The following is a 22,731-nucleotide window of genomic DNA, read 5'->3' on the forward strand; positions in this document are numbered from 1 at the left end:
GGACCCGGCCGACGACGAATCGAACGAGAACCCACCAGGGAATCACCGAAAACCCGCAGGAACCCCGAGGAGAATCCACCATCGCTTCGCGGACACCGCCCGCTGGAACGTGACCCGAACTCACCGCCGTAGAATTGTAACCCACTACACATTGCGCGCATACGGGTGTTCCCGGTACAAGGGCAGGCGAATCGAGCAGCGCGCGGCAGGACCCGAGTGACACACGGGCCCGCCCGCACGGTTTTGCCTACCCTTACCGCCGCGACCACCGGCGGCCCCGTGTAAGTTCCGAGACTGGCACAGTGCTGCCCTGAGCTGGGCGGCAGCGAGAGCTGACCGGCACATGCGCAGGGCCCCGCCGACGTATCCCGCACATCGGTTACCGGCGAGTAACAAGTCGACCGCGAGAGCCGGTATCATCCGACGCGAGGCCGACGGGTTGCCGCCACCGCGCACGACGCACCCGGACGCGCACGCATCGCGCGACGCCGACGGGCAGGCGAGTGGCGGCGACCCACACGAAGCAGCCCCGAAGAAGGGACCCGTATGAACGCCCTGACCATCACGCTGGGCACCGTCGCGACGGTGATCAGCCTCGCGTGCTGGGTGATGTTCGCCTCCGGCGTGTGGCGCATGGTCAAGACCATCGCGCTCGGCCAGCCGGACCGCACCCGCAACACCCCGGTCGTTCCGCGCGTCAAACAGGTGATCGTCGAGTTCCTGGCGCACACCAAGATGCTCAAGAACCGGACCGTCGGCATCGCCCACTGGTTCGTGATGATCGGCTTCCTCGGCGGCGCGCTGCTGTGGTTCGAGGCGTACGGCGAATCGTTCGACCCGCACTTCCACTGGCCCGTCTTCGGATCCTGGAACATCTGGCAGCTGTGGAGCGAGGTCCTGGGCCTGGGCACCGTCATCGGCGTCATCGTGCTGATGGTGATCCGCCAGATCAACCACCCCCGGGTGCCCTCACGGCTGTCCCGGTTCACCGGCTCCGACTTCAAGGCCGCCTACTTCGTCGAGTGGGTCGTGCTCATCGAGGGCCTGGGCATGATCTTCGTGAAGACGTTCAAGATCGCCAGCGGCGGCGAGAACCCGCCCATCTGGACGTCGTTCTTCACCCACTACTTCGCGCAGCTGTTCACCGGCATCGACGAGACCGCCGTCAGCTGGGCGGCCGTGGTCAAGCTGCTCTCCGGCATGATCTGGCTGGCCGTCGTCGGCTACTTCGTCACCTGGGGCGTCGCCTGGCACCGTTTCGCGGCGTTCTTCAACATCTACTTCAAGCGCGAGGACGACGGCGCCAACGCGCTGGGCGCGGTCAAGCCGATGATGTCCGGCGGCAAGGTGCTCGAGCTCGAGGAGGCCGACCCGGAGGTCGACGCGTTCGGCGCCGGCAAGGTCGAGGACTTCTCCTGGAAGGGCTGGCTGGATTTCACCACCTGTACCGAGTGCGGGCGATGCCAGAGCCAGTGCCCCGCCTGGAACACCGGCAAGCCGCTGAGCCCCAAGCTCATGGTCATGTCGCTCCGCGACCACGGCTACGCCAAGGCCCCGTACCTGCTCGCCGGCGGCGGCAAGGACATGGGCGGCGAGGAGATCGGACTGGTCGACGCCGAGGGCAACGCCGACGAGGCCGCGCTGGCGAAGATCCCGGAGTCCGCGCGCGCCGAGGCCGAGCGCCCGCTCGTCGGCTCCTACGCCGAGGGCGAGCCGCAGCCGGTCTTCGACATGGAAGCCCTGTGGGCGTGCACGAACTGCGGCGCGTGCGTCGAGCAGTGCCCGGTGGACATCGAGCACGTCGACCACATCGTGGACATGCGGCGCTACCAGGTGCTGATCGAATCGGAGTTCCCGTCCGAGCTGGCCGGCCTGTTCAAGAACCTCGAGAACAAGGGCAACCCCTGGGGCCAGAACGCCAAGGACCGCATGAACTGGATCTCCGAGCTGGAGTTCGACGTGCCCGTCTACGGCAAGGACGTCGACTCCTTCGACGACTTCGAGTACCTGTTCTGGGTCGGCTGCGCCGGCGCCTACGAGGACCGCGCCAAGAAGACCACCAAGGCCGTCGCCGAACTGCTCAACATCGCCGCGGTGAAGTTCATGGTGCTGGGCGACGGCGAGACGTGCACCGGCGATCCCGCCCGGCGCGCCGGCAACGAGCTGATCTTCCAGCAGCTGGCCATGCAGAACATCGACACGCTGGGCGAGGTGTTCGGCGACCTGCCGCGCAAGAAGCGCAAGATCGTCTCCACCTGCGCGCACTGCTTCAACACGCTCACCAACGAGTACCCGGAGCTGGGCGGCGAGTACGAGGTGGTGCACCACACGCAGCTGCTCAACCGTCTGGTGCGGGACAAGCGCCTGACCCCGGTGGCCGACCCGTCCCCGGAGAACACCACCTACCACGACCCGTGCTTCCTGGGCCGCCACAACAAGGTCTACGACGCGCCGCGCGAGCTCATCGGCTCCAGCGCCAAGCTCAGTGAGATGCCCCGGCACGCCGAGCGTTCCCTGTGCTGCGGCGCGGGTGGTGCGCGCATGTGGATGGAAGAGAACATCGGCAAGCGCATCAACATCGAGCGCGTCGAGGAGGCGCTGACCACCCAGCCCAAGAAGGTCGTCACCGCCTGCCCGTTCTGCAAGGTGATGATGGCCGACGGCGTCACCGCGCAGGAGGACAAGGCGCAGGGCGTAGAGGTGGTGGATGTGGCGCAGGTGCTGCTCGACGGCGTGCGCCGCGGCGGCGCCACCGTCAACGTCAGCTCGCCGGTGCGTGAGAAGCCGGCCGCCGCTGCGGCCGGCGCCGGAACCGCCACCGCGCTCAAGGAGGCTCCCGCCGAGGCGCCGGAGAAGCCCGCGGGCCCGCCGTCCACCGGCGGCAGCGGTTCCTCGGGCAGCGGTTCGTCCGGCGCCGCGCCCAAGCCCGCGGTCAAGGGGCTCGGCATGGCGGGTGCGGGCAAGGCACCCGGCGCCAAGAAGCCCGGCGGAGGGGCACCCGCGCCCGGTGGAGCACCCAAGCCCGCGGCGAAGGGGCTCGGCATGGCGGGCGCGGCCAAGGCACCCGGCGCCAAGAAGCCCGGTGCGCCGAAGCCTGCCGAGCAGCCTGCTCCGGAGTCCGAGGCCACCGAGGCGCCCGCAGCACCCAAGCCCGCGGCGAAGGGGCTCGGCATGGCAGGCGCGGCCAAGGCACCCGGCGCCAAGAAGCCGGGCGCCCCGAAGGCCGCCGCACCCAAGGCACCCGAGGCAGCCGCAGCGTCCGAGGCCACCGAGGCCCCGGCCGCGCCCAAGCCCGCGGTCAAGGGACTCGGCATGGCAGGCGCGGCCAAGGCACCCGGCGCCAAGAAGCCGGGCGCCCCGAAGGCCGCCGCACCCACGGCGCCCGAGGCTGAATCCCCCGAGGCTGCGAAGGCGCCTGAGGCCGAGGAGCCGACGCAGGAGGCCACCGAGGCTCCCGCCAAGCCCGCGGGCCTGAGCGTCAAGCCCAAGGGCCTCGGGCTGGCCGGGGCCGCGATGGCCCCGGGCGCCAAGAAGCCGGGTGCGCCTAAGGCAGGCGCGCCGAAGCCCGCCGCGAAGCCGGCCGAGGGCGTACCGGAGCCGCAGGCCGCGCCCGAACAAGAGGCGACCTCCGAGGCGCCGGCGGAGAAGGCGCAGGTGGAGAAGGCGCCGGCGGAGAAGGCGCAGGTGGAGAAGGCGCCGGCGGAGAAGGCGCAGGTGGAGAAGGCGCAGGTGGAGAAGGCGCAGGTGGAGAAGGCGCAGGTGGAGAAGGCGCAGGTGGAGAAGGCGCCGGAGAAGCAGGCTTCGGACGACGACAAGCCGACGTTGAGCGTCAAGCCGAAGGGCCTCGGCATGCAGGGCGGTGCGAAGCCCCCGGGCAAGCGCTGAGCTGACAGCACGACCGGATCCCCGTCGCCGGACCGCACTGGTCCGCGGCGGGGATCCGTCGTTTCGGCGGCCTCAGCCCCGCAAGTCCGCCGCAGTCACCAGTCCCGCCCGGAACGCGGTGAGCACCGCCTGCACTCGATCCCTGCTCCCGGTCTTGGCGAGGATCCGGCCCACATGCGTCTTCACTGTGGCCTCGGAGACGAACAGCCGTTCCGCCAGCTCGCCGTTGTTGAGCCCCAATGCCATGTGGCGCAGGAACTCGGCCTCCCGCGCGGTCAGATCCTCCACCAGCGCCGGCTCCGGCGTGGAGCCCGTACCGAGCCCCCGTCGGACGTGGTCGAGGAGCCTGCGGGTGGAGCGGGCGGACAGCGTCGCATCGCCGCCGGCGACAGTCCGGATCGACGCCAGCAGTTGCTCAGGATCGGTGTCCTTGAGGAGAAACCCCGACGCACCGGCCGTGATCGCGTCGAGCACGTACCGGTCGATGTCGAAGGTGGTCAGGACGATGACGCGGGGCGCCGGATCCGCTGCGAGCGCCCGCCGCGTGGCCTCGATGCCGTCAAGCCTCGGCATCTGCACGTCCATGATCACGATGTCGACGGGGTCCGCGGACAACCGGCCCAGCGCCTCCCGCCCGTCGCCCGCCTGCCACGCCACCGCCATGTCCGGCTGGGAGTCGATGACCATCGCGAAGCCCGCGCGCACCAGCTGCTGGTCGTCGACCACCGCCACCCTGATCGTCATCGCCCCTCCGGCCTTCGCGTGGCGGCCCGGCTGCTGCCCGCGCCATCCACTGTGTCCTCCACGCCGATTCTTTCCTCACCGACGCCTTCCATGCCGACTCCCTCCTCGCCGACACCGGCGGCGGATTCCGGTCGCGAAGCATGCTCCTCCGGGATCGGTATCACCGCTGTCACCCGGAAACCGTCGGGCGTCCTACGCGCCTCGAGCGTGCCGCCATGGATTGCGGCACGCTCCCGCATGCCCAGGATGCCGCGGCCGCCGCGTGGGATCGGCGACGTCCGCGACGCCCACCCCGCCGGTGCCGTGTCCTCGACGGTCACAGTGAGGAGCCCGCCCTCCCCCGACACGGACACCCGGGTCCTGTTGCCGGGTGCTCCGTGCACGCGCCCATTAGTGAGTGCCTCCTGCACGATCCGATACACCGCCAGTCCCAGCGAGGGCGGCAGGTGCCCGGGATCCGCGGACTCGGTGAGCGCCACGTCGGCCCTGTGAACGCGTTCGGCGTCGACGAGCGCCGGAATGTCCCGCACCCCCAGCGGCGCGCGGCCGTCGTCCGACTCGTCCCCGCGCAGAACGCCGAGCAGGCCGCGCATGTCGGTCAGCGCGTCGCGGGAAGTCGCGGCGACGACCTCCAGCGCTCGTCGGCCCGCCTCTGGATCGGCGACGGCCGCATAGCGTCCCCCGTCCGCCTGCGCGATGACCGCGGACAACGAGTGCGCCACGATGTCGTGCATCTCGCGGGCGATCCGGTTGCGTTCCGCCGCCGCCGCGCGCTCCTCCGACACATCCTTCTCCGCCTGCAACGCCCGGTTGCGTTCGGCGAGGATCCGGACTTCCCGCAGCCTGCCGCGCCGTACGCGCCCCATCGACCAGACCCCGGTGAGGAGGACTCCGACGACCACGACGTTCATCGCGATGAGCCGGATCCGATCCTCGCCGGCCGGTATGGACGCCACCGTGAAGGTCAGGCCGCCGGCCAACGCGGCACCGAGTGTGACGAGTGCCGTGCGGGGGCGCCCGTACGCGGAGACCGCATACAGCCCCGCGAGCGTCGCCAGCAGCATCCCCTGCGCGGCGCCGCTGTACTCATCGGTCGCCGCCCCGTCCGACTCCGCCAGGTACAACCCCAGCACGGCGGCCCCGCAGACGCCGATGACGGCGACCGTCGCGTCGGGCCGGAGACGGCGCAGAGCCAACGAGCCCACCGCGCACGACGCCAGCACCAGCGCGACGGTTCCCCTGCTGCTCGACTGTTGCGCCGCAGTGAGGAAGAGCGTGGCGATCAGCAGCACCGCGGCGAGCACGGCGTCGACCGCGAGCACCCGGCGGCGACCGTTCGCCGACTCGGGGTCCAGAGGTGTCACTGTCATCGCTTCCTCAGGATAATGCGGATTACCCAGGTCGACGCGCTGCCGTCGTCGCACTCCTGGCGCCGCATTCCGCCGGGCCGCTGCGTGCTCACCGGTTCCGCAGCGCATCCACGCTCGCCGCGGCAGCGGCGAGCACGACGGTGAATACGGCGACCACCGCGAACGCGGTCCACGGCCCATGCGCGAGATCCGCAGGAAGCGATCCCGGCTGATAGAGCTCGACCGCATTGCGGAACGGAAGCCACGGAGCGATCCTGTCCCCAATGCCGGGAATCCCTGCCGCCAGCGGCTCCAGCGCAGCCGGCCACAAGACGACGAGCGCCACGGCGGGGGCCGTACGCCGCACCAGAGTGCCGACAGAGACGCCGATCACCCCGCACAGCGCCCACAGCGGCACCACGACCCATACCGGCCGGATATCGCCCGCCGCCCATTCGAATTCGACGTTCGGCGCCGCTGCCCCGACGAGGGACAGCACCGTCGCACCCAGAGCCGCTGCACCAGCGCACATCCCGGCCAACGCACAGGCCTTCGCAAGGAAGAAGCGCACCTTGCCCGCATCGGCGAGAAGCGTCATCGCATACGTCCCGTGGGAGTGTTCGGCTGTCGCCGCGACAGTGCCCAACGCCAGCACGACGAGCAGGCCGGTGCTGGCGCCCTCCAGCAGCTGTGTCGCCGACAACGTTCCGTCTGCGGTGAGGGTCCGCACGACACCCACGCCCGCGAGAGCGGCGAACGCCAGCAGCGCGGTCGCCAACGGGGCTCGGGTGGTGATCGTCTTCGTCCATTCGCCGTGCACGTTGGCGATCATCCTGCCGCCTCCGTCCGCACCGCGGCCGGCGGCGCGTCCACCGCGTGCCCCGTCTCCGGACTGCGGTAGTCGAGAACATCGCCGGTGGCCGCGAGGAATGCGTCCTCCAACGAGCCGCGGACCTCGGTGAGCTCATCGACGCGCAGCCCCGCCGCGAAGCAGACCCGGCCCACCGACGGCGTGTCCAGGCCACCGGCCGGATCCGACAGCGCCAGCGCCCCTGCACCGGTCGCCTCCACCGCCCATCCCCTGGTGCAGGCCGCGTCACGCAACACCTCCGGCCGGTCCACGCGGACGCGGATCGAGGTCGCGCTCATGGACCGCACGAACTCGTCGGTGTCGTACTGCCCGATGAGGCTGCCGCGGCCTATGACGACGAGGCGATCGGCAGTCAGGGACATTTCGGAAAGCAGATGGCTGGACACGAGCACCGCGTTGCCGCACTCGGCGTAGTGGCGGATGAACCGGCGCATCCAGTGCACGCCGTCCGGGTCGAGCCCGTTGAGCGGTTCGTCGAGCACCAGGTGCGCGGGTTCCCCCAACAGCGCACCCGCGAGCCCCAGCCGTTGCCTCATTCCCAGCGAGTAGCCGCCCACCCGCCGGTCCGCGACACCGTCGAGCCCCACTCTGGTCAGCACCGTGTCCACCCGGTCGGCATCGATTCGACCCACCTGCGACAGCCAGCGCAGGTGCGCGCGGGCGCTGCGGCCCGGATGCACCCACCCGGCGTCGAGAAGCGCCCCGACCCTGCTCATCGGCCTGTCGAGCGCACCATAGGGGTGGCCATCGATGCAGGCGCTGCCGCCGTCCGGGCGCTCCAGCCCCAGGAGGATCCGCAGCGTCGTGGACTTGCCCGCGCCGTTGGGGCCGACGAAACCGGTGACCAGTCCGTCCTCCGCGGTGAAGCTCAGCGAGTCCACGGCCATGGTCTCCCCGTACCGGCGGGAGAGCCCCTCCACTTCGATCATCGTGCACACCTCCGTCTTTCGGTCCCGGCGGACGTCGCCGGGCGGTATGCACTCCACCTTGTCGCCGGTGCGCCGCGAGCGCGTCGGAGCGCGGGGGGAATTCCACGGGCCGGCCGTCCTACTCCGGTGGGACGGCCGCCGCACGCATCCCCGCCCCGCCGACCAAGCAAGAACTGCACCAACAGACCCCCAGACGCGCAGTATCTGCTTGGTCGCCCCACGATTCGCGCCCATCCGGCCCCGGACACCGCCCGGGCCCACGCAATATCAGCCACCATGGAGTGATGCGTACACGTTCCCGTTCCGTCGCCTGCGCCCTCGCCGCCTCCGCCGCCCTGCTCGCCGCCGGCTGCTCGAGCTCGTCCGGCACCGCACCGTCGGCAGGGCCGGACGCGCCCGCCCCCGGCATCAGCACCCAAGCCGCAGGCACCGTCAGCGGCACCCCCGACACGGTGACGGTGGTGCTGGCGGTGCAGACGCAGGCCGCCTCGGCGAACGCCGCGCTCACCGACAACGCGGACAAGGCGAACACGGTGATCGACCTGCTCAAGGGCAAGGGCATCGCGGCGGAGGACATCAAGACCAGCAACCTGAACCTGCGCCCGCAGCACGGCCCCGACCAGCAGATCACCGGCTACCAGGTGACCAACGAGGTGACGGCCACGGTGCACGACATCAGCAAGGCGGGCCCGCTCATCGACGCGGCCGCCGGCGCTGCGGGCGACGCGATCCGCGTGCGGCAGACCAGCTTCTCCATCTCCGATGACAGCGACCTGCGTGCCCAGGCCCGCGCCGAGGCCGTCACGCAGGCGCAGGAGCAGGCGAAGCAGATCGCGGAGGCGGCCGGCGTGGACCTGGGCGGCGTCCGGTCGATCTCCGAGGTGGCCGCGCAGTCCGGCCCGCCGCAGCCGCTCGGGCTGGCCGACAGGTCCGCGGCCGCGACCCCCGTGGAGCCCGGCTCGCAGGATGTGACGGTGAAGGTGGACGTGGTCTACGACGTCGGGTGACGCCGGAAGCCTGAGACCCTTACTCCGCCAGCACCTTCCGCAATCGCCGCGTGTCGTCGTCGGTCCACTGCGGCGGCTGGAGGATGGCGGCCCACGCGTCGGCGTAGTCGGCCACGTAGGTGTGCCCGAATCCGTCCGGCACGTCCGTCCCCACCGCCATGTCGGCACTGAGCTGCAGGAAGGTGATGATGGGGTACCACTGCGCGGACGGCAGCACCGCGTCGCCACGCGGCTCGTCGAGCCAGTCGGGTTCGGAGAGCAGCGTGTCCGGGTTCCACCACGTGATCGGGTCGGACGCGTGCTGCAGGTACACCACCCGCGTCCCCTCCCACGGGGTTTCGGGTCGCTTCAGGTCCTCGGCGTCGGAGACGAAGCGCACCGTCAGGCCCTCGCGGTAGATCGGCAGCCACTCCGGCGAGCCCTCGTCACGCTGCGCTGTGAACCGGCGCCACAGCTCGTTGTTGCTGGTGGGGCCCACGAACAGCGCGCCGTCGGTCTGCGCGGCCAGGTCCAGGTCGCCGGAGAAGGCCGACTCGCCGGAGAACGAGCCGAGGCTCTCCCCGAAGGTCACCAGCCGCGGACGTTGATCCTCGGGGCGCGACTGCACCTCGGCTGCGATGGCCCGGAACAGCGCCTGGCCGGCCTGCTGGGCGCGGCTCTGGTCGGCGATGAACGACAACCAGCTGGGCAGGTAGGAGTACTGCATGCTCGCGATGGCCGTGTCCCCGCCGAACATGTACTCCAGCGACGTGGACGACGCCTCGTTGATCCACCCGCTGCCGGTGGTGTTCGCGACGGCGATCACCTCCCGGTCCAGGGCCCCGGTGCGCTCGAGCTCGTCCACCACGCGCTGCGCCCGCTCGACGACGCCGCCGTCGGTGGAGGCGAGGCCCGCGTAGACGCGGATCGGCTCGACGGCGGGCCGGTCGGTGAAGCGCTCGATCTGCTCGACCGTCGGACCGTCGGAGACGAACCTCCGGCCCAGCCGCCCCAGCGAGTCCCAGGTGACCAGCGACTCGGCGCTGCCGGACCGCAGGGGCGTGTCCGGCGGGGCGTTGTCCGCCTCGTTCTCGTCGTTGATGGCGCTGAAGCTGGAGTTGAGCCCGGACATCAGCCAATTCGCGAGCACGCCGTTGGCCAGGGTCACCACCAGCAAACCGGCCAGTACGACGCCGACGACGGCGGCGACACGGCGGGGCAGGAACCCGCGGCCCAGCCGGGTGAGCAGCCGCGAGAGCCACCGGAACCCGCGGCAGACCACGACGATCGCCGCCCACACCAGCACCGCGATCGCCAGCGTCAGCGGGTACGCCCACCACCGCAACGCATCTGCGGACATGATGGTGCGCAGATGCGACTGCCAGTGCGCGAACCATACGAGGATCGACGTCGTGCCGCCGACGGCCACCACGGGCAGCGCCCACCACGCGATCCGCTGCACAAGGCGGGGCGGCTCCCACTCCAGCAGCCACCGCAGGAACAGGGCGACGAGGATGCCGATGCCGTAGCCGATGGCCGCGGAGCCGCCGGACACGACGCCTTGGAAGAGCGGCCCACGCGGGAGCAGGGTGGGCGTGAGCGATGCCCAGAAGAACAGCAGCGCCCCGACGAGGCCCAGGTAGGGGGCTCCAGCGAACCAGATGCGGGTGCGGTGGGAACGGTCGTCGACCGGTTCGGCGATGCTGTGGCCGTCCGTGTCGTCGCGGCCGTCCGGCGTCGTCTGCTCAGTGGTCACACGATGATTCTGGACTGTCGACCGCCGCGGGGGCGGTATCGGCACCCGCCGCGCGCCGCCGGCGCCGGACGAGCCACACCGCCGCGGCCGCGACGACCACCACCGTCAGCGCCACAGCCGACCCGGCCCCCAGCCACCGGACGACCTCCTTGTAGGAGCGGCCCACGACGAAGCCGACGGCGACGTTGGCCGCGCCCCACGTGACGGCGGCGGCGACGTCGGCGAGCAGGAACGGGCGCAGCCGCATCCCCGAGGAGCCCGCCAGCGTGGGCATCAGCGTGCGCACGAAGGCGATGTAGCGTCCGACGAACACCGCGAGCGGTCCGCGCCGAGCGATCAGCTCCTTGGTCTGCTCACGCCTGCGGCGCCGGCGCGGCGACATCGGCCGGCCTTCCATGCGGTCCCCCAGCAGATGGCCGACCCCGAATCCGGTGAGGTCGCCCAGCACCGCCGCTCCGACGACCACGGCCGCCATCGGCCACAGTTCCGCGTGACCCAGGCTGGCGAGCACCCCGCCGACGATCGCCGCCGTCTCACCGGGCACGACGAAACCCACCAGCAGCGCGACCTCGGCGAACACAAGTGCGCCGACGATCGCGTAGACGACGGCACCGTTCAGCGTCAACAGCTGCTCGAATACCTCGGTCATGGTGGTGCCGCCCGCCGATCGTCCGCCGTCCCCGGGCTCCGGCTGGGGGCGGCATCGTCCTCCCGCGGCGGCCGGCCGACGGGCGTGCGCCGCGAAGAAGAATTCCGACCTGTGAGGATACAGGCCCGGCAGCCGATCGGCCGCCCCCGGGCCGGTCCCTGTCAGCGGAAGGGGCGGCCCACCGCAGGCGAGCCCTCGGCCACACTGCACGCCCGCGCCGCACGCCGCACCCGCCGCAGTGGCACGATGGTCGGGTGAGCATCTCAGACAACGTGCGCCCCGAGTCCACACCGGCACCCCTGGACTACCCGGCACACCGCGCCCTGGAGCAGTCGCAGAAGCTCCAGAACGTCCTCTACGAGATCCGTGGACCGGTGCACGCCCACGCCGCGCGCATGGAGGCCGAGGGCCACCGGATCCTCAAGCTCAATATCGGCAATCCGGCCACGTTCGGTTTCGACGCGCCGGACGTGATCATGCGCGACATGATCGCCGCCCTCCCCTACGCCCAGGGCTATTCGGAGTCCAAGGGCATCCTGTCGGCCCGCCGCGCCATCGTCACCCGCTACGAGCTGGAGCCCGGCTTCCCGCCGCTCGACGTCGAGGACATCTTCCTGGGCAACGGCGTCTCGGAACTCATCACCATCACCATGCAGGCGCTGCTGGACGACGGCGACGAGGTGCTGATCCCGGCGCCCGACTACCCGTTGTGGACGGCGATGACCTCGCTTGCCGGGGGCACCCCGGTGCACTACCTGTGCGACGAGGACAACGGCTGGCAGCCGGACATCGAAGACCTGGAATCAAAGATCACCCCGCGCACCAAGGCGCTACTGGTGATCAACCCCAACAACCCCACCGGCGCGGTCTATTCGCGCGAGGTGCTCGAGCAGCTCGTCGAGCTGGCGCGCAAGCACCGGCTGCTGCTGCTGGCGGACGAGATCTACGACCGCATCCTCTACGACGACGCCAAGCACACCTCGCTGGCGTCGCTGGCCCCGGACATGCTGTGCCTCACGTTCAACGGGCTGTCGAAGACCTACCGGGTGGCCGGCTACCGCGCCGGCTGGCTGGCGGTCACCGGGCCCAAAGGCCACGCCACGGGGTTCCTCGAGGGCGTCAACCTGCTGGCCTCCACGCGCCTGTGCCCCAACGTGCCTGCGCAGCACGCGATCCAGGTGGCACTGGGCGGGTACCAGAGTGTGAACGACCTGATCCTCCCCGGCGGGCGGCTGCTGGAACAGCGCGACGCGGCCGTCAGCGGCCTCAACGCCATCCCCGGCGTCTCGTGCGTGGCACCCAAGGGCGCGTTGTACGCGTTCCCGCGGCTGGACCCGGAAGTGCACGAGATCCACGACGACGAGCAGCTGGTGCACGACCTGCTGACCAGCGAGAAGATCCTGGTCACCCAGGGCACCGGCTTCAACTGGCCGCACCCGGACCACCTGCGCATCGTCACCCTGCCCTGGGCCCGCGACCTGTCGGTGGCCATCGAGCGGCTGGGCAACTTCCTGGCCGGCTACTCGCAGTAGTCGGCCCCGGCAGGCGCCGCTCCTCCTCCTCTGCCCGGTCGCCGATCAGGCCCCGGGCAGCGGGATCTCTATGGGCGGCAGACCCGGGATGTTGATCTCCAACGGCGGGGGCGGCGCGGGCGCCTGCTGGACGGGCGGCTGCGGAGCCTGCTGCACAGGGGGCGGCGCCGGCGGCTCCTGCTCCGTCACCGGCGGCGGGGGCGGCTCAGGAGCGGGAGGCGGGGGCGGTGGCGCCGGCGCCTGCTGCGTCACCGGCGGCGGGGGCGCGGGCGCCTCGGTGGTCACCGGCCGAGGCGAGGGAACCTCCGGCGCCTTCGTCGTCGATGCCGGCGAGGGCGCGGCAGGCGACGTGGGCAACTGGGAAGTCTGGGGGCCGGACGCGGTGTCGTCCCCTGCCAGCACCCCGCTCGCAGCGACGGCCCCGACGGCGAGACCCGCCAGCAGCACCAGCCCCACTATGCCCGCGACGGCGGCCGCCGACGACGTCCAGTCCGGCCCGCGCCTGGAGCGCTCCGCCACCGGCGCCCAGTCGCCGTCCGAGGCGGAACCCGACGCCCCGACGGCCTCCCGGCTGGGCAGCAGCGAGGCGCCCCGCGCCACAACCGATTCCGGCCCTCCGGGGATGATCACCGGGAGCCCCAGCTCGCGCTCGACCACCTCGGCGTCGAACTGCTCATGGATGCGCTCGCCCACCAGCACGACCAGGTCCGCCATCACGCCGCTGAGCTGCTGCGCGGCATCGACGACCATCGCGACGCCCTCGAGCACGTCCACGTCCGCGGCCGCGAGCTTGTCGGTGGAGATGCGCTGGATCTCCTCCACCATCGCGCCGTCGGCGTCGACGATGCCGCAGCTGTAGCGCCACGAATCCACATTGCACACCGCGACGTGCCGTGCGAAGCCCACCTGCCGGGTCGCCATCAGCTCGGCGAGTGCGGCGACGGGCGTGGGCATCAGGCTGTAGTGGGTGAGCCCTGCGGCGTCGGTGCCCATCGTGATGCGCTTGGCCTGGTCCGCGTCGTGGTAGGCGAACACCACCGAGCGGATGGTGCGGTCGATCCGCGACGCAGCCGCGCCCTCACCGGCACGACCGGCCAGCAACGGCCGCAGCGCATAGGCCACCTGCTCCTCCGGCGTGCCGTAGGAGGGGACGTCGTTGAGCAGGCGCGCCGCGTCGAGCATCTCCACCGAGCGCTTGCGGACGGCGCGGCCGCCGTACACCGCCGGATCGCCGGACATGGGCGCGTCCGCGAGGGCCATGCGGACATCGTCGCCGTTGATGCTGACGCCGAGGATGGCACTCATCCGGGACTCGCCGGATGCACGCGCCTGGCCGCTGTCACGTTCCGACCGATCCACAGTGCCCTCCGTCCACGCCGGCCCCTCGCCTGCCGGACGGGCCTGTCCTGCACCTCCGGCGATCGGTCTCCCGCGCGGGGCCTTCTCCCAAGCGACGGCCGGCCTGGTGACAGGCGTCCCGACGCGCCGAACAATTCCCCCGCCACCATACTTGCGCTGCGAGGACACGGCTCGGCGATGTAGCGAAACACCTGGTCTTCAACGTGTCGGCGCGGCGCCGGGCCCCTGTGGTACCGCGGCGGGCGCGACGTCAGCGGCGGAAGTTCAGGTACGCGCGCGACGGCGTCGGGCCGCGCTGGCCCTGGTACTTGGAGCCGACGGACGCGCTGCCGTAGGGGTTCTCGGACGGGCTGGTCAGCCGCAGCAGGCACAGCTGGCCGATCTTCATGCCCGGCCACAGGGTGATCGGCAGGTTCGCCACGTTGGACAACTCCAGCGTGATGTGACCGGAGAAGCCGGGGTCGATGAACCCGGCCGTCGAGTGGGTCAGCAACCCCAGCCGGCCCAGGCTCGACTTGCCCTCGAGGCGCCCGGCGAGATCGTCGGGCAGCGTGCAGCACTCCATGGTGGCGCCCAGCACGAACTCGCCCGGATGCAGGACGAACGGCTCGCCGTCGCCCGGGGCCACGAGCGTGGTCAGCTCGTCCTGCTGCTGCGCCGGGTCGATGTGGGTGTACCGGGTGTTGTTGAAGACGCGGAAGAACTCGTCCAGCCGGACATCCACGCTCGACGGCTGCACCAGCGCGTCGTCATAGGGCTCGATGCCGAGCCGACCGGAGTCGAGCGCGGCGCGGATATCGCGGTCGGAGAGCAGCACCCGCACAGCCTAACGGGGGCCGGAGGGGTGGTGCGGACGGGCTCCGCGGGGGATCTGCTAGAGTCTGTCCCTGCAGGCAACGCAGCCGTGTGATTCATGCGTTTACGCTGGTCACGTGGCAGAAATCGCCTAGATGCCGATGTAGTTCAATGGTAGAACATCAGCTTCCCAAGCTGAATACGCGGGTTCGATTCCCGTCATCGGCTCTCACTGGTCAGGGCACCTTTTCACCCGCCCTGATCTCCTCAACTGCAGCCGGAACGCGGCTTTCCTGCCACGAACGTGCCCCATCGTGCCCCAGAGCGCTGCCCGGTCAGTGGTAGCGCGGTGGCTCCACGCTGGGATCGTCGCCGACCACGTCCACATCCGAGAGCGCCAGCACCGCGTCGATCGCGTCCGCTGAACCGCCGATCGAAGCGAAGTGCGAGTCGATGTCGCACGTGACGCACCAGGCGCGGTCGGCCGGCCAGACGAACGCCGGCGCGGGAGCTTCCACGGTGCCCAGCAACTCCTCCATCCGGCCGTCCCAGCTCTCCGCATCCGCGAGAGCACCGTGAAAGAGGAAGTAGTTCCGGTTCGGAATCACCAGCCTCGGCGTGGGATCGTCCGCGCGAAAGCAGGGCCATCCCTCCCAGACGAGGAAATAGCAGTCGCCGGGCGTGCCGGTGAAGCGGGCGAGCTCCGACAGCACGACACCGATCTGTTCGTCGTCGCTCAGAGCACCGGGGCTCACCGATGCTTCGCTCTCGCGCTGCCCGTTCACTATCGGATCCGGGATGAGCCGCAGGCGCGCGTACCAGTCGAAGCAGAACGGGCCACGGGAGACCAGGCGGTCCCACGCCTCTGTGCGATCCGCGATCCACTGCGCCGGAGACAGGTCCTCCATCCGTGTGATGCTCACGTGGACGCCTCGGCTGCGGGACACCGACCAGCGGGCTCGCAGAGTTCGCCGATCGGCGCGACCGTCACGTCACCGTGCGGGTCAAACCAGAAGGGCAGCGAGCCGTGCAGGCGGGGAGCCAGCAGGTGGCGCCCCCGGCTGGGCCACTGCACGAACTCGTATCCGGCGAGGTGGTCCTGCACGGATTCGGCCGTCCGCACCGCGGCCTCACCATACGAGGCGTCCATCGTCAGCCCCGTGCGGCCGCCGAATCCGCCGACCAACCGTCCGCTCTCCCACCCGATCGACACGAAGTAGTCGTCATGCACGGAAAGGCGCCAATCCAGCTGATCGACGTCCACGTCCCGCCCGTCGCGCAGGCAGCGCAGATCGCGGGCGACAGCCTCGAGGGCGCGCCACCACGCCGCCGGCGGGGCGAAGCCGGGGCCGCTCACCCGCCCGGATCCGGTCCCGGACCCCAACCCGGACTGCGGAATCCGCCACACGAAGCACTCTTCGCCCCACGGTCCAAGCTCGGTCATGCGATCATCCTGCCAGCCCTGGACTCCGGATTCGGCAGTCCGCCGCGGCGGGTCCACCGGCCCGCGCGCGGCGACCGGCCGCGGACTCGGCGACCGGCCGAAACCCACCGGCCGGCCGCCCCGCGGCGTCGACGTCCTAGTCGAACGTCCCCCAGCCGTACAGCACGCTCAGCACGATCGCGAGGACCACCAGCACGCCGATGATCCCGGCCCAGACGAAGGCCTGCGGCTTCGACGGCGGGTCGTAGGGGTTCAGCTCGGCCTTCAGTTCTTCGGCGTTCACACTCATCATCTCCTCACAGCACCGCAACAGCGACTGCACAGAACGATACGGAACCGCCGCCCGCACGGCGTGCCGACCCCGGACACCGTGGACGCACCCCGCCCCGTCCGGGACCACGCGTGATCCCGCCGTACGTCAGCACTGGATCGTGCGACCCGTTCAACTTATTGCGATTCCGCACATGCGGAGGTCATACGACCTCTATCCTCAGCGTCAATGCCCTGGCCGACCGCCGCCCCGCGCCTTCGTTCACCGCTGGGTCACGGCCGCGCCCCGGCGCCGTACCCCAAAGAAGGCAGGCCCTCGATGGCGCCCGACTCACCCGATCACCCCCTCTCGGACTTCCCGCGCCGCAGCTTCCTCGGCGGCGCGGGACTCCTGCTCGCCGCCGGCGCCGGTGCCACCCTGGGCTCGTCGCTGCTCCCCGGAACCACCCCGAGCGCCGGCGCCGCAGTCGGCGGCGGCGCGGTCGGCGGCGGCGCGGTGCGCAAGCGCCCCAACATCGTCATCATCCTGACCGACCAGGAGCGCCAGCCCATCTACTGGCCCGCGGGCTGGTCGGCGGAGAACCTCCCGCAGCGCCAGCGGCTGGTGGACACCGGCCTGTCGTTCATCCACAACGCGTGCAACTCGACGATGTGCTCGCCCAGCCGCAGCACCCTGTTCACCGGCGTCTTCCCCGCCCAGCACGGGGTGTTCCGCACGCTGACCTCGGGCGGCACCCTGTCGCCTGCGGAGCCGGTGCTCTCCCCGGACACACCCAACATGGCCCGCCTGCTGTCCGCCGCCGGCTACAACGTGCACTACCGGGGCAAGTGGCACATGAGCAAGGGCGCCGACGGATACGATCCCTCCACCGAGGACATCGAGGGGTTCGGGTTCCACGGGTGGCAGCCGCCCGAGGCCGGCCAGGACATCGCGCCCGAGCACTTCGGCGGCGGCACCGCCAACATCGACCAGCAGTACGCCGACGAGGCGGTCGAGTTCCTCAACACCGTGCAGACCGACGCCGACCGGCCGTTCGCCCTCATCGCCAGCTTCGCCAACCCGCACGACATCCTCGCCTACCCGCAGACGTGGGACCAGGAGATGCCGGACGGCGGCACCAACTACCGTGATGCCGCGCCCGGCTGCTTCGAGATGGGCATCGAGCTGCCGCCGACGTTCCGCGAGGTCCTCGCGCTCAACCACAAGCCGCGCGCGCAGACGCAGGTCAACCTGGCTTCGCAGATCGGGCTGGGCCCGCTCATCGGCGACGACCGCGCGCGGAATTACGCCAACTTCTACGCCTACGTGCAGAAGGTGGTGGACGCGCACATCGGGGCGGTCATCGACGCGGTCGAGGCCAACGGCCTGCGCGACGACACGATCATCATCCGCCTGGCCGACCACGGCGAGATGGGCATGTCGCACGGCGGCATGCGGCAGAAGGTCTTCAACGCCTACGAGGAGACGATGCTGGTGCCGCTGGTCGTCAGCAATCCGCGGCTGTTCCCGTCCGCGGTGACGACCGGGGCGCTGTCGAGCCTGGTCGACGTGATGCCGACCCTCGCGACCATCGCCGACGTCCCCGCCGACGCGCGAAGCGGGTTCGCCTTCCGCGGCGTCGACCTCTCGCCGATCATCGACGACGCGGTCGCCCACCCCGCGTCGCCCACCGCGTCGGTGCAGGACGTCCTCCACTACACCTTCGACGACGACAACATCGGCCAGCCCGACGGCCAGACAACGGTGCAGCAGCCGAACCACCTGCGCACCATCCGTGAGCAGACGCGCAAGTTCTCGATGTACTTCGACCCGGCATGGCAGGAGCCGCCGGTGTTCGAGATGTACGACATGGCGGCCGACCCGCTGGAGCTCGAAAACCTCGCGGACCCGTTCGCCCCGGGCCAGTTCAGGCCGGACATGTTCGTCGAGATGCTCGCCAGGCTGGTCTCCGTCATGGCGGAGAAGGGCACCACGCCCGCCGGAATGCCCGCGGTGCCGCCGCTGCCCGAGATGCCGCCCGGGTCCGTGCTGCCGGACCTTCCGCCGCTCTCGGTGTCGTGAACACGGGCCCGACCACGCCGTTTCACGCTGGCACCGTTTTCACACCGGCGCCGGTTCCTGCCGGCGCCCGACCGCAACGTGACGCCCTACACAAACCAGCCACGGAGGACTACAGTTAACGTCGATTAACCCAATCCCGTAGAGAGGCTGTCCCCGTGGCCGACGCTTCCGCCCCGCACACCCCTGTCCTCGACCCCGGCGCAGACCTGGCCGCGTACGTCGACGGGCTCATCGCCACCTACAGCGGGCCGGACGTCTCCGCCGCACACCTGCTGTGCGACAGGCACGACCCCGACGCGGTGGCCTTCACCGTCATCGACGCGGAGCTCGGCTCCGTGGACATCACCTTCGGCGAGCTGCGCTCCCGCTCCGAGCAGGGCGCCGCCGCGCTGGCCGAGCTGGGCGTGGGGCCGGGGGACGCGGTCGCGACGCTCATGGGCAAATCGGCCGACCTCGTCCACACCCTCGTCGCGATCTGGCGCCTCGGAGCCGTCCACGTGCCGCTGTTCACCGCCTTCGCCTGGCCCGCGATCGAGCTCCGCATGACCGGCAGCGCGGCCAAAGTCGTCGTCACCGACCCGGGCCAGCGTGACAAGATCGAGGACTCCGGCGGCGCCGCGGTCATCGTCGCCGACGGCGGCACCGGCACGGTGGCCCGCGACGGCGACCTGGCCCTGTCCACGCTCGTCGACGCCCAGCAGCCGGGTCGCCCCGCCGCCGTCACCGGCTCGGATGCGCCGCTGGTCATGATCTTCACCTCCGGCACCACCGGCAGGCCCAAGGGCGTGCCCGTGCCGGTGTATTCGCTGGCCTCGTTCCACGAGTACGTCGAGCTGGGGCTCGATGTGCAGGAATCGGACGTGTTCTGGAACGCGGCGGATCCGGGCTGGGCCTACGGCCTCTACTACGGGATCCTCGGGCCGCTGGCCGTCGGGCGCCGCAGCCTGCTGCTGTCGTCGGGGTTCTCCCCGGAGCTGAGCGCCCGGGTGATCGAACACTTCGGCGTCACCAACTTCGCGGCCGCGCCCACCGTCTACCGGACCATGCGCGCCAAGTCCGACGTGCTGCCCGCAAGCCTGCCGCTGCGCCGCGCATCGTCCGCCGGCGAGCCGCTCACCCCCGAGGTCATCGAGTGGGCCCGGCAGATCTTCGGCATCCCGGTGCGCGACCACTACGGGCAGACCGAGCACGGAATGATGATCATCAACGGCTGGCACGAGTCGATCCGGCGCCCGCTGCGCGAAGGGTCCATGGGCCACGCGCTCCCCGGGTGGACCGGTGCCGTCCTCGCCGAGGACTCCACCGACGTGCTGCCCGCCGGCGAGGTGGGCCGCGTCGCCATCGACGTGCCCGCGAGCCCGCTGATGTGGTTCCGCAGCTACCACGACGCCCCGGAGAAGACGGCCGAACGCTTCGCCGACGACGGCCGCTGGTACCTCACCGGCGACGCCGGCCGCACCGACGACGAGGGCTACTTCTACTTCTCCTCGCGCGACGACGACGTCATCCTCATGGCCGGCTACCGCATCGGGCCTTTCGACGTGGAGAGCGTGCTGTCCACGCACCCCGCCGTCGCCGAGTCCGCGGTGATCGGGGTCCCGGACGAGCTGCGCGGCGAGGTCCTCGAGGCCTACGTGGTGCTCCGCGCCGGCGTCACCGGCGGCGAGGAGCTCACCGGCGAGCTGCAGGCGCACGTCAAGACGGGGTTCGCCGCGCACGCGTACCCGCGCGTCATCCACTTCGTCGACGAACTGCCGAAGACGCCGAGCGGCAAGATCCAGCGGTTCCTGCTGCGCAAGCAGCGCGCCACCGAGGTGCGCGGCGACTGACCGCATCCGGCATCGACGGCGCGTCCCGCCGATCATGCTTACGCTGGCGAACATGAGCATTCCCGCGATCGCACTCAATTCCGGAACGTCGATCCCGCAGCTGGGTCTGGGCGTCTGGCAGGCGTCCGACGAGGAGACCGAGCGCGCCGTCGGGGCGGCCCTGGACGCCGGGTACCGGCACATCGACACCGCGGCCGCCTACGGCAACGAAGCAGCAGTGGGCCGTGGGCTCGCCGCGTCGTCGGTGCCGCGCGAGGACGTCTTCGTCACCACTAAGCTGTGGAACGCCGACCACGGGCACGACCAGGCCCTCGCCGCCGTGGACGCGAGCCTGCAGCGCCTGGGCGTCGACTACGTGGACCTGTACCTGATCCACTGGCCGCTGCAGGACCGCGACCGGCTGCTGCGCACCTGGGACGCGATGGAGGAGATCGCCGAGTCGGGCCGCGCCAAAGCCGTCGGCGTGTGCAACTTCGAGCCGCACCACCTGCAGCTGCTCGTCGACCGCGGCGGCATGCTCCCCGCCGTCGACCAGGTGGAGCTCAACCCGCACCTGACGCAGAAGGATATCCGCGCCGAGGCGGCGAAACTCGGCATCGCCGTCGAATCCTGGAGTCCCCTGGGGGGCACCTCCCGCTCCGGGTGGGGGCCCGAATCCAAGCCGAACACCCTGCTCGGCGACGACACCATCGGCGCCATCGCGCAGGAGCACGGCGTCACCCCCGCGCAGGTGCTCATCCGCTGGCACCTGGACAACGGGCTGATAGTCATCCCCAAATCCGTGCACCCGGAGCGCATCGCCCAGAACTTCGACGTTTTCGGCTTCGCGCTCACCGCCGACGACATGACGCGGATCGCCGCACTCGACGACGGCACCCGGCTGGGCCTGCACCCGGACGAGATGAACCTCGGCGCCCCCTGAGCCCGTGCGGGTGGCGAGTCGGGCGCGGGGCCGGGCCGCGCGTCGCTTAGGATGCGTCGAGTGACTCAGCTCGACCCGGATGTCGAACGGGCGAAGACGGCCGGCGCGACCACGCCGGTCCCCGCAGCGCGCGGCGCCGTCCCCGACGGCACAGCGCCCGATGACGCTGGCGCTGCCGTCGCGCGCGACCCCGACGCCGTCGCGCCGGACTCCGAACGACAGCGCAAACTGGTCCGCATCCGCCGCAGCTGCTACGCCGCGTGGGCCGTGGTCGTGGTGCTGTGGCTGACGTTCTTCGGGTTCCCCTTCGACCGCAACCGCCTGCTGATCCTCATCTGCCTGGGGCTGCTCACCGTCAGCATCGGCCGCCGGCCGCTGCTGGGCGTCATCCGCGACTGGCTGCCGTTCGCACTGCTGCTGGCCGCCTACGACCTCAGCCGGTACCTGGCCATCATCATCGGGCTGCCCACCCACTGGCACCTGGCCGTGGACGTGGACAAGTGGATGTTCGGCGGCACCGTGCCCACCGTGTGGCTGCAAGAACAGCTCAAGACTGCGGACATCCCCTGGTGGGAGATCATCACCAGCACCGTCTACATGTCGTTCTTCCTCATCCCGTACGTGGTGGCCGCGTTCCTGTGGGTGCGCGACAGGGTGTCGTGGCGCAAGTACGTCATCCGGTTCGTCGCGATCTCCTTCGCGGCGCTGATCGGCTACATCTTCGTGCCCGCCGCACCGCCATGGGCCGCGGCGCGGTGCACCGCCGAGCAGGTTGTGGACGGCCCGTCAAACCCGGACTGCATGTTCAGCGACCCGGCCGACACCCCCGACGGCGGGCTGCTTGGCCCCATGACCACGCACCAGCCCGGGGCCGACCCGCACGTCGAGCGCATCTCCACGCGCGGCTGGGACGCCACCCACCTGATGGCCGCCCGCAAGGTGGTCGAATCCGGGCAGAAGAACTCCAACATGGTGGCGGCGATCCCCTCGCTGCACGCGGGCCTCACCGCGCTCATCGCCATGTTCATGTGGCCGCGCGTGCGCAAACGCTGGCGGCTCATCTGGGCGGCCTACGCGCTGACCATGGCGTTCGCCCTGGTCTACACCGCCGAGCACTACGTGTTCGACATCCTCATCGGCTGGGCGCTGGCCGTGGCGGTGCTGCGGCTCTGCCCGCCGGTGGACCGGTGGTGGGACCGCACCGCGCCGAAGGTGTCCGCGCGGTTCAGTGCATGGCGCACGCGGCGGGCACGGGCGGGCGCGCCGGTCGAAGGGGCCGGCGCTGTGGACGCGGCTGCCGCGGGTGCCGATGCGGGCGGGGCCGGCGCACGTGACGCCTGAAGTTGGAA

18 protein-coding genes and 1 tRNA gene are annotated in these 22,731 nt (G+C 70.9%); 8 read left to right on the plus strand and 11 right to left on the minus strand.

Annotated features, from left to right (window positions below):
• The first annotated feature begins 546 nt into the window (after positions 1-546).
• On the plus strand, positions 547-3,885 hold the full coding sequence (locus FO059_RS15480) for a (Fe-S)-binding protein (protein WP_143909871.1): 3,339 nt from the start codon (positions 547-549) through the stop codon (positions 3,883-3,885).
• A 72-nt stretch (positions 3,886-3,957) separates the two neighbouring features.
• Here the strand turns inward: FO059_RS15480 and FO059_RS15485 are convergent, their stop codons facing one another.
• The 4 genes from FO059_RS15485 to FO059_RS15500 form a co-directional block, all read right to left on the minus strand.
• Positions 3,958-4,629 (minus strand): response regulator transcription factor, encoded by a 672-nt coding sequence (locus tag FO059_RS15485; protein WP_143909872.1) that lies wholly within the window; start codon positions 4,627-4,629, stop codon positions 3,958-3,960.
• Positions 4,626-5,999: a sensor histidine kinase gene (locus FO059_RS15490; protein ID WP_143909873.1), complete on the minus strand. Its 1,374-nt coding sequence runs from the start codon at positions 5,997-5,999 to the stop codon at positions 4,626-4,628. The genes FO059_RS15485 and FO059_RS15490 overlap by 4 nt, the downstream gene beginning before the upstream one ends.
• Positions 6,000-6,087: 88 nt before the next feature.
• Positions 6,088-6,810: a hypothetical protein gene (locus FO059_RS15495; RefSeq protein ID WP_143909874.1), complete on the minus strand. Its 723-nt coding sequence runs from the start codon at positions 6,808-6,810 to the stop codon at positions 6,088-6,090.
• A complete protein-coding gene (locus tag FO059_RS15500) occupies positions 6,807-7,778 on the minus strand; it encodes an ATP-binding cassette domain-containing protein (RefSeq protein ID WP_143909875.1) in 972 nt (323 codons plus the stop codon). Before FO059_RS15500 ends, FO059_RS15495 begins: the two co-directional genes overlap by 4 nt.
• Positions 7,779-8,062: 284 nt before the next feature.
• On the opposite strand from FO059_RS15500, the gene FO059_RS15505 reads away from it, so the two are divergent.
• Entirely contained in the window at positions 8,063-8,785 is a 723-nt protein-coding gene (locus tag FO059_RS15505) for an SIMPL domain-containing protein (RefSeq protein ID WP_143909876.1), read from the plus strand.
• A 19-nt stretch (positions 8,786-8,804) separates the two neighbouring features.
• On the opposite strand, the gene FO059_RS15510 is transcribed toward FO059_RS15505, so the two are convergent.
• Together FO059_RS15510 and FO059_RS15515 are read right to left on the minus strand one after the other, a co-directional pair.
• Entirely contained in the window at positions 8,805-10,520 is a 1,716-nt protein-coding gene (locus FO059_RS15510) for an alpha/beta hydrolase (RefSeq protein WP_233266654.1), read from the minus strand.
• Complete coding sequence (locus tag FO059_RS15515) at positions 10,510-11,169, minus strand: DedA family protein (protein WP_143909877.1); 660 nt, start codon at positions 11,167-11,169, stop codon at positions 10,510-10,512. Before FO059_RS15515 ends, FO059_RS15510 begins: the two co-directional genes overlap by 11 nt.
• 272 nt (positions 11,170-11,441) lie before the next feature.
• On the opposite strand from FO059_RS15515, the gene FO059_RS15520 reads away from it, so the two are divergent.
• A complete protein-coding gene (locus FO059_RS15520; RefSeq protein WP_372497860.1) occupies positions 11,442-12,701 on the plus strand; it encodes a pyridoxal phosphate-dependent aminotransferase in 1,260 nt (419 codons plus the stop codon).
• A 45-nt stretch (positions 12,702-12,746) separates the two neighbouring features.
• On the opposite strand, the gene FO059_RS15525 is transcribed toward FO059_RS15520, so the two are convergent.
• Positions 12,747-14,006, minus strand: a complete 1,260-nt coding sequence (locus FO059_RS15525; RefSeq protein WP_143909878.1) for a hypothetical protein — start codon at positions 14,004-14,006, stop codon at positions 12,747-12,749.
• Positions 14,007-14,310: 304 nt separating this feature from the next.
• Positions 14,311-14,877 carry a dCTP deaminase gene (gene dcd, locus FO059_RS15530; protein ID WP_143909879.1) on the minus strand — a complete coding sequence of 189 codons (567 nt, stop codon included), beginning with the start codon at positions 14,875-14,877 and terminating at the stop codon, positions 14,311-14,313.
• Positions 14,878-15,012: 135 nt separating this feature from the next.
• Here dcd and FO059_RS15535 point away from each other — a divergent pair.
• Positions 15,013-15,083, plus strand: a tRNA-Gly gene (locus FO059_RS15535).
• 107 nt (positions 15,084-15,190) lie between these two features.
• Here FO059_RS15535 and FO059_RS15540 read toward each other — a convergent pair.
• The 3 genes from FO059_RS15540 to FO059_RS18475 form a co-directional block, all read right to left on the minus strand.
• Positions 15,191-15,778 (minus strand): hypothetical protein, encoded by a 588-nt coding sequence (locus FO059_RS15540; protein ID WP_143909880.1) that lies wholly within the window; start codon positions 15,776-15,778, stop codon positions 15,191-15,193.
• Positions 15,775-16,299 (minus strand): hypothetical protein, encoded by a 525-nt coding sequence (locus FO059_RS15545; RefSeq protein WP_233266655.1) that lies wholly within the window; start codon positions 16,297-16,299, stop codon positions 15,775-15,777. The genes FO059_RS15540 and FO059_RS15545 overlap by 4 nt, the downstream gene beginning before the upstream one ends.
• Positions 16,300-16,435: 136 nt before the next feature.
• The gene (locus FO059_RS18475) at positions 16,436-16,582 is read right to left on the minus strand and encodes a hypothetical protein (RefSeq protein ID WP_158726353.1); all 147 of its coding nucleotides are present in this window, start codon (positions 16,580-16,582) and stop codon (positions 16,436-16,438) included.
• Positions 16,583-16,888: 306 nt separating this feature from the next.
• Between FO059_RS18475 and FO059_RS15550 the strand changes: the two genes are divergently transcribed.
• The 4 genes from FO059_RS15550 (at position 16,889) to FO059_RS15565 (ending at position 22,723) form a co-directional block, all read left to right on the plus strand.
• A complete protein-coding gene (locus FO059_RS15550; protein ID WP_143909881.1) occupies positions 16,889-18,631 on the plus strand; it encodes a sulfatase-like hydrolase/transferase in 1,743 nt (580 codons plus the stop codon).
• 155 nt (positions 18,632-18,786) lie between these two features.
• Positions 18,787-20,460: an AMP-binding protein gene (locus tag FO059_RS15555; RefSeq protein WP_372497859.1), complete on the plus strand. Its 1,674-nt coding sequence runs from the start codon at positions 18,787-18,789 to the stop codon at positions 20,458-20,460.
• A gap of 52 nt (positions 20,461-20,512) precedes the next feature.
• The gene (locus tag FO059_RS15560) at positions 20,513-21,382 is read left to right on the plus strand and encodes an aldo/keto reductase (RefSeq protein ID WP_143909882.1); all 870 of its coding nucleotides are present in this window, start codon (positions 20,513-20,515) and stop codon (positions 21,380-21,382) included.
• 60 nt (positions 21,383-21,442) lie between these two features.
• A complete protein-coding gene (locus FO059_RS15565) occupies positions 21,443-22,723 on the plus strand; it encodes a phosphatase PAP2 family protein (protein ID WP_233266656.1) in 1,281 nt (426 codons plus the stop codon).
• The last annotated feature ends 8 nt before the right edge of the window (positions 22,724-22,731 follow it).

Origin of the sequence: Tomitella fengzijianii (assembly GCF_007559025.1) — a bacterium.
Lineage (GTDB): Bacteria > Actinomycetota > Actinomycetes > Mycobacteriales > Mycobacteriaceae > Tomitella > Tomitella fengzijianii.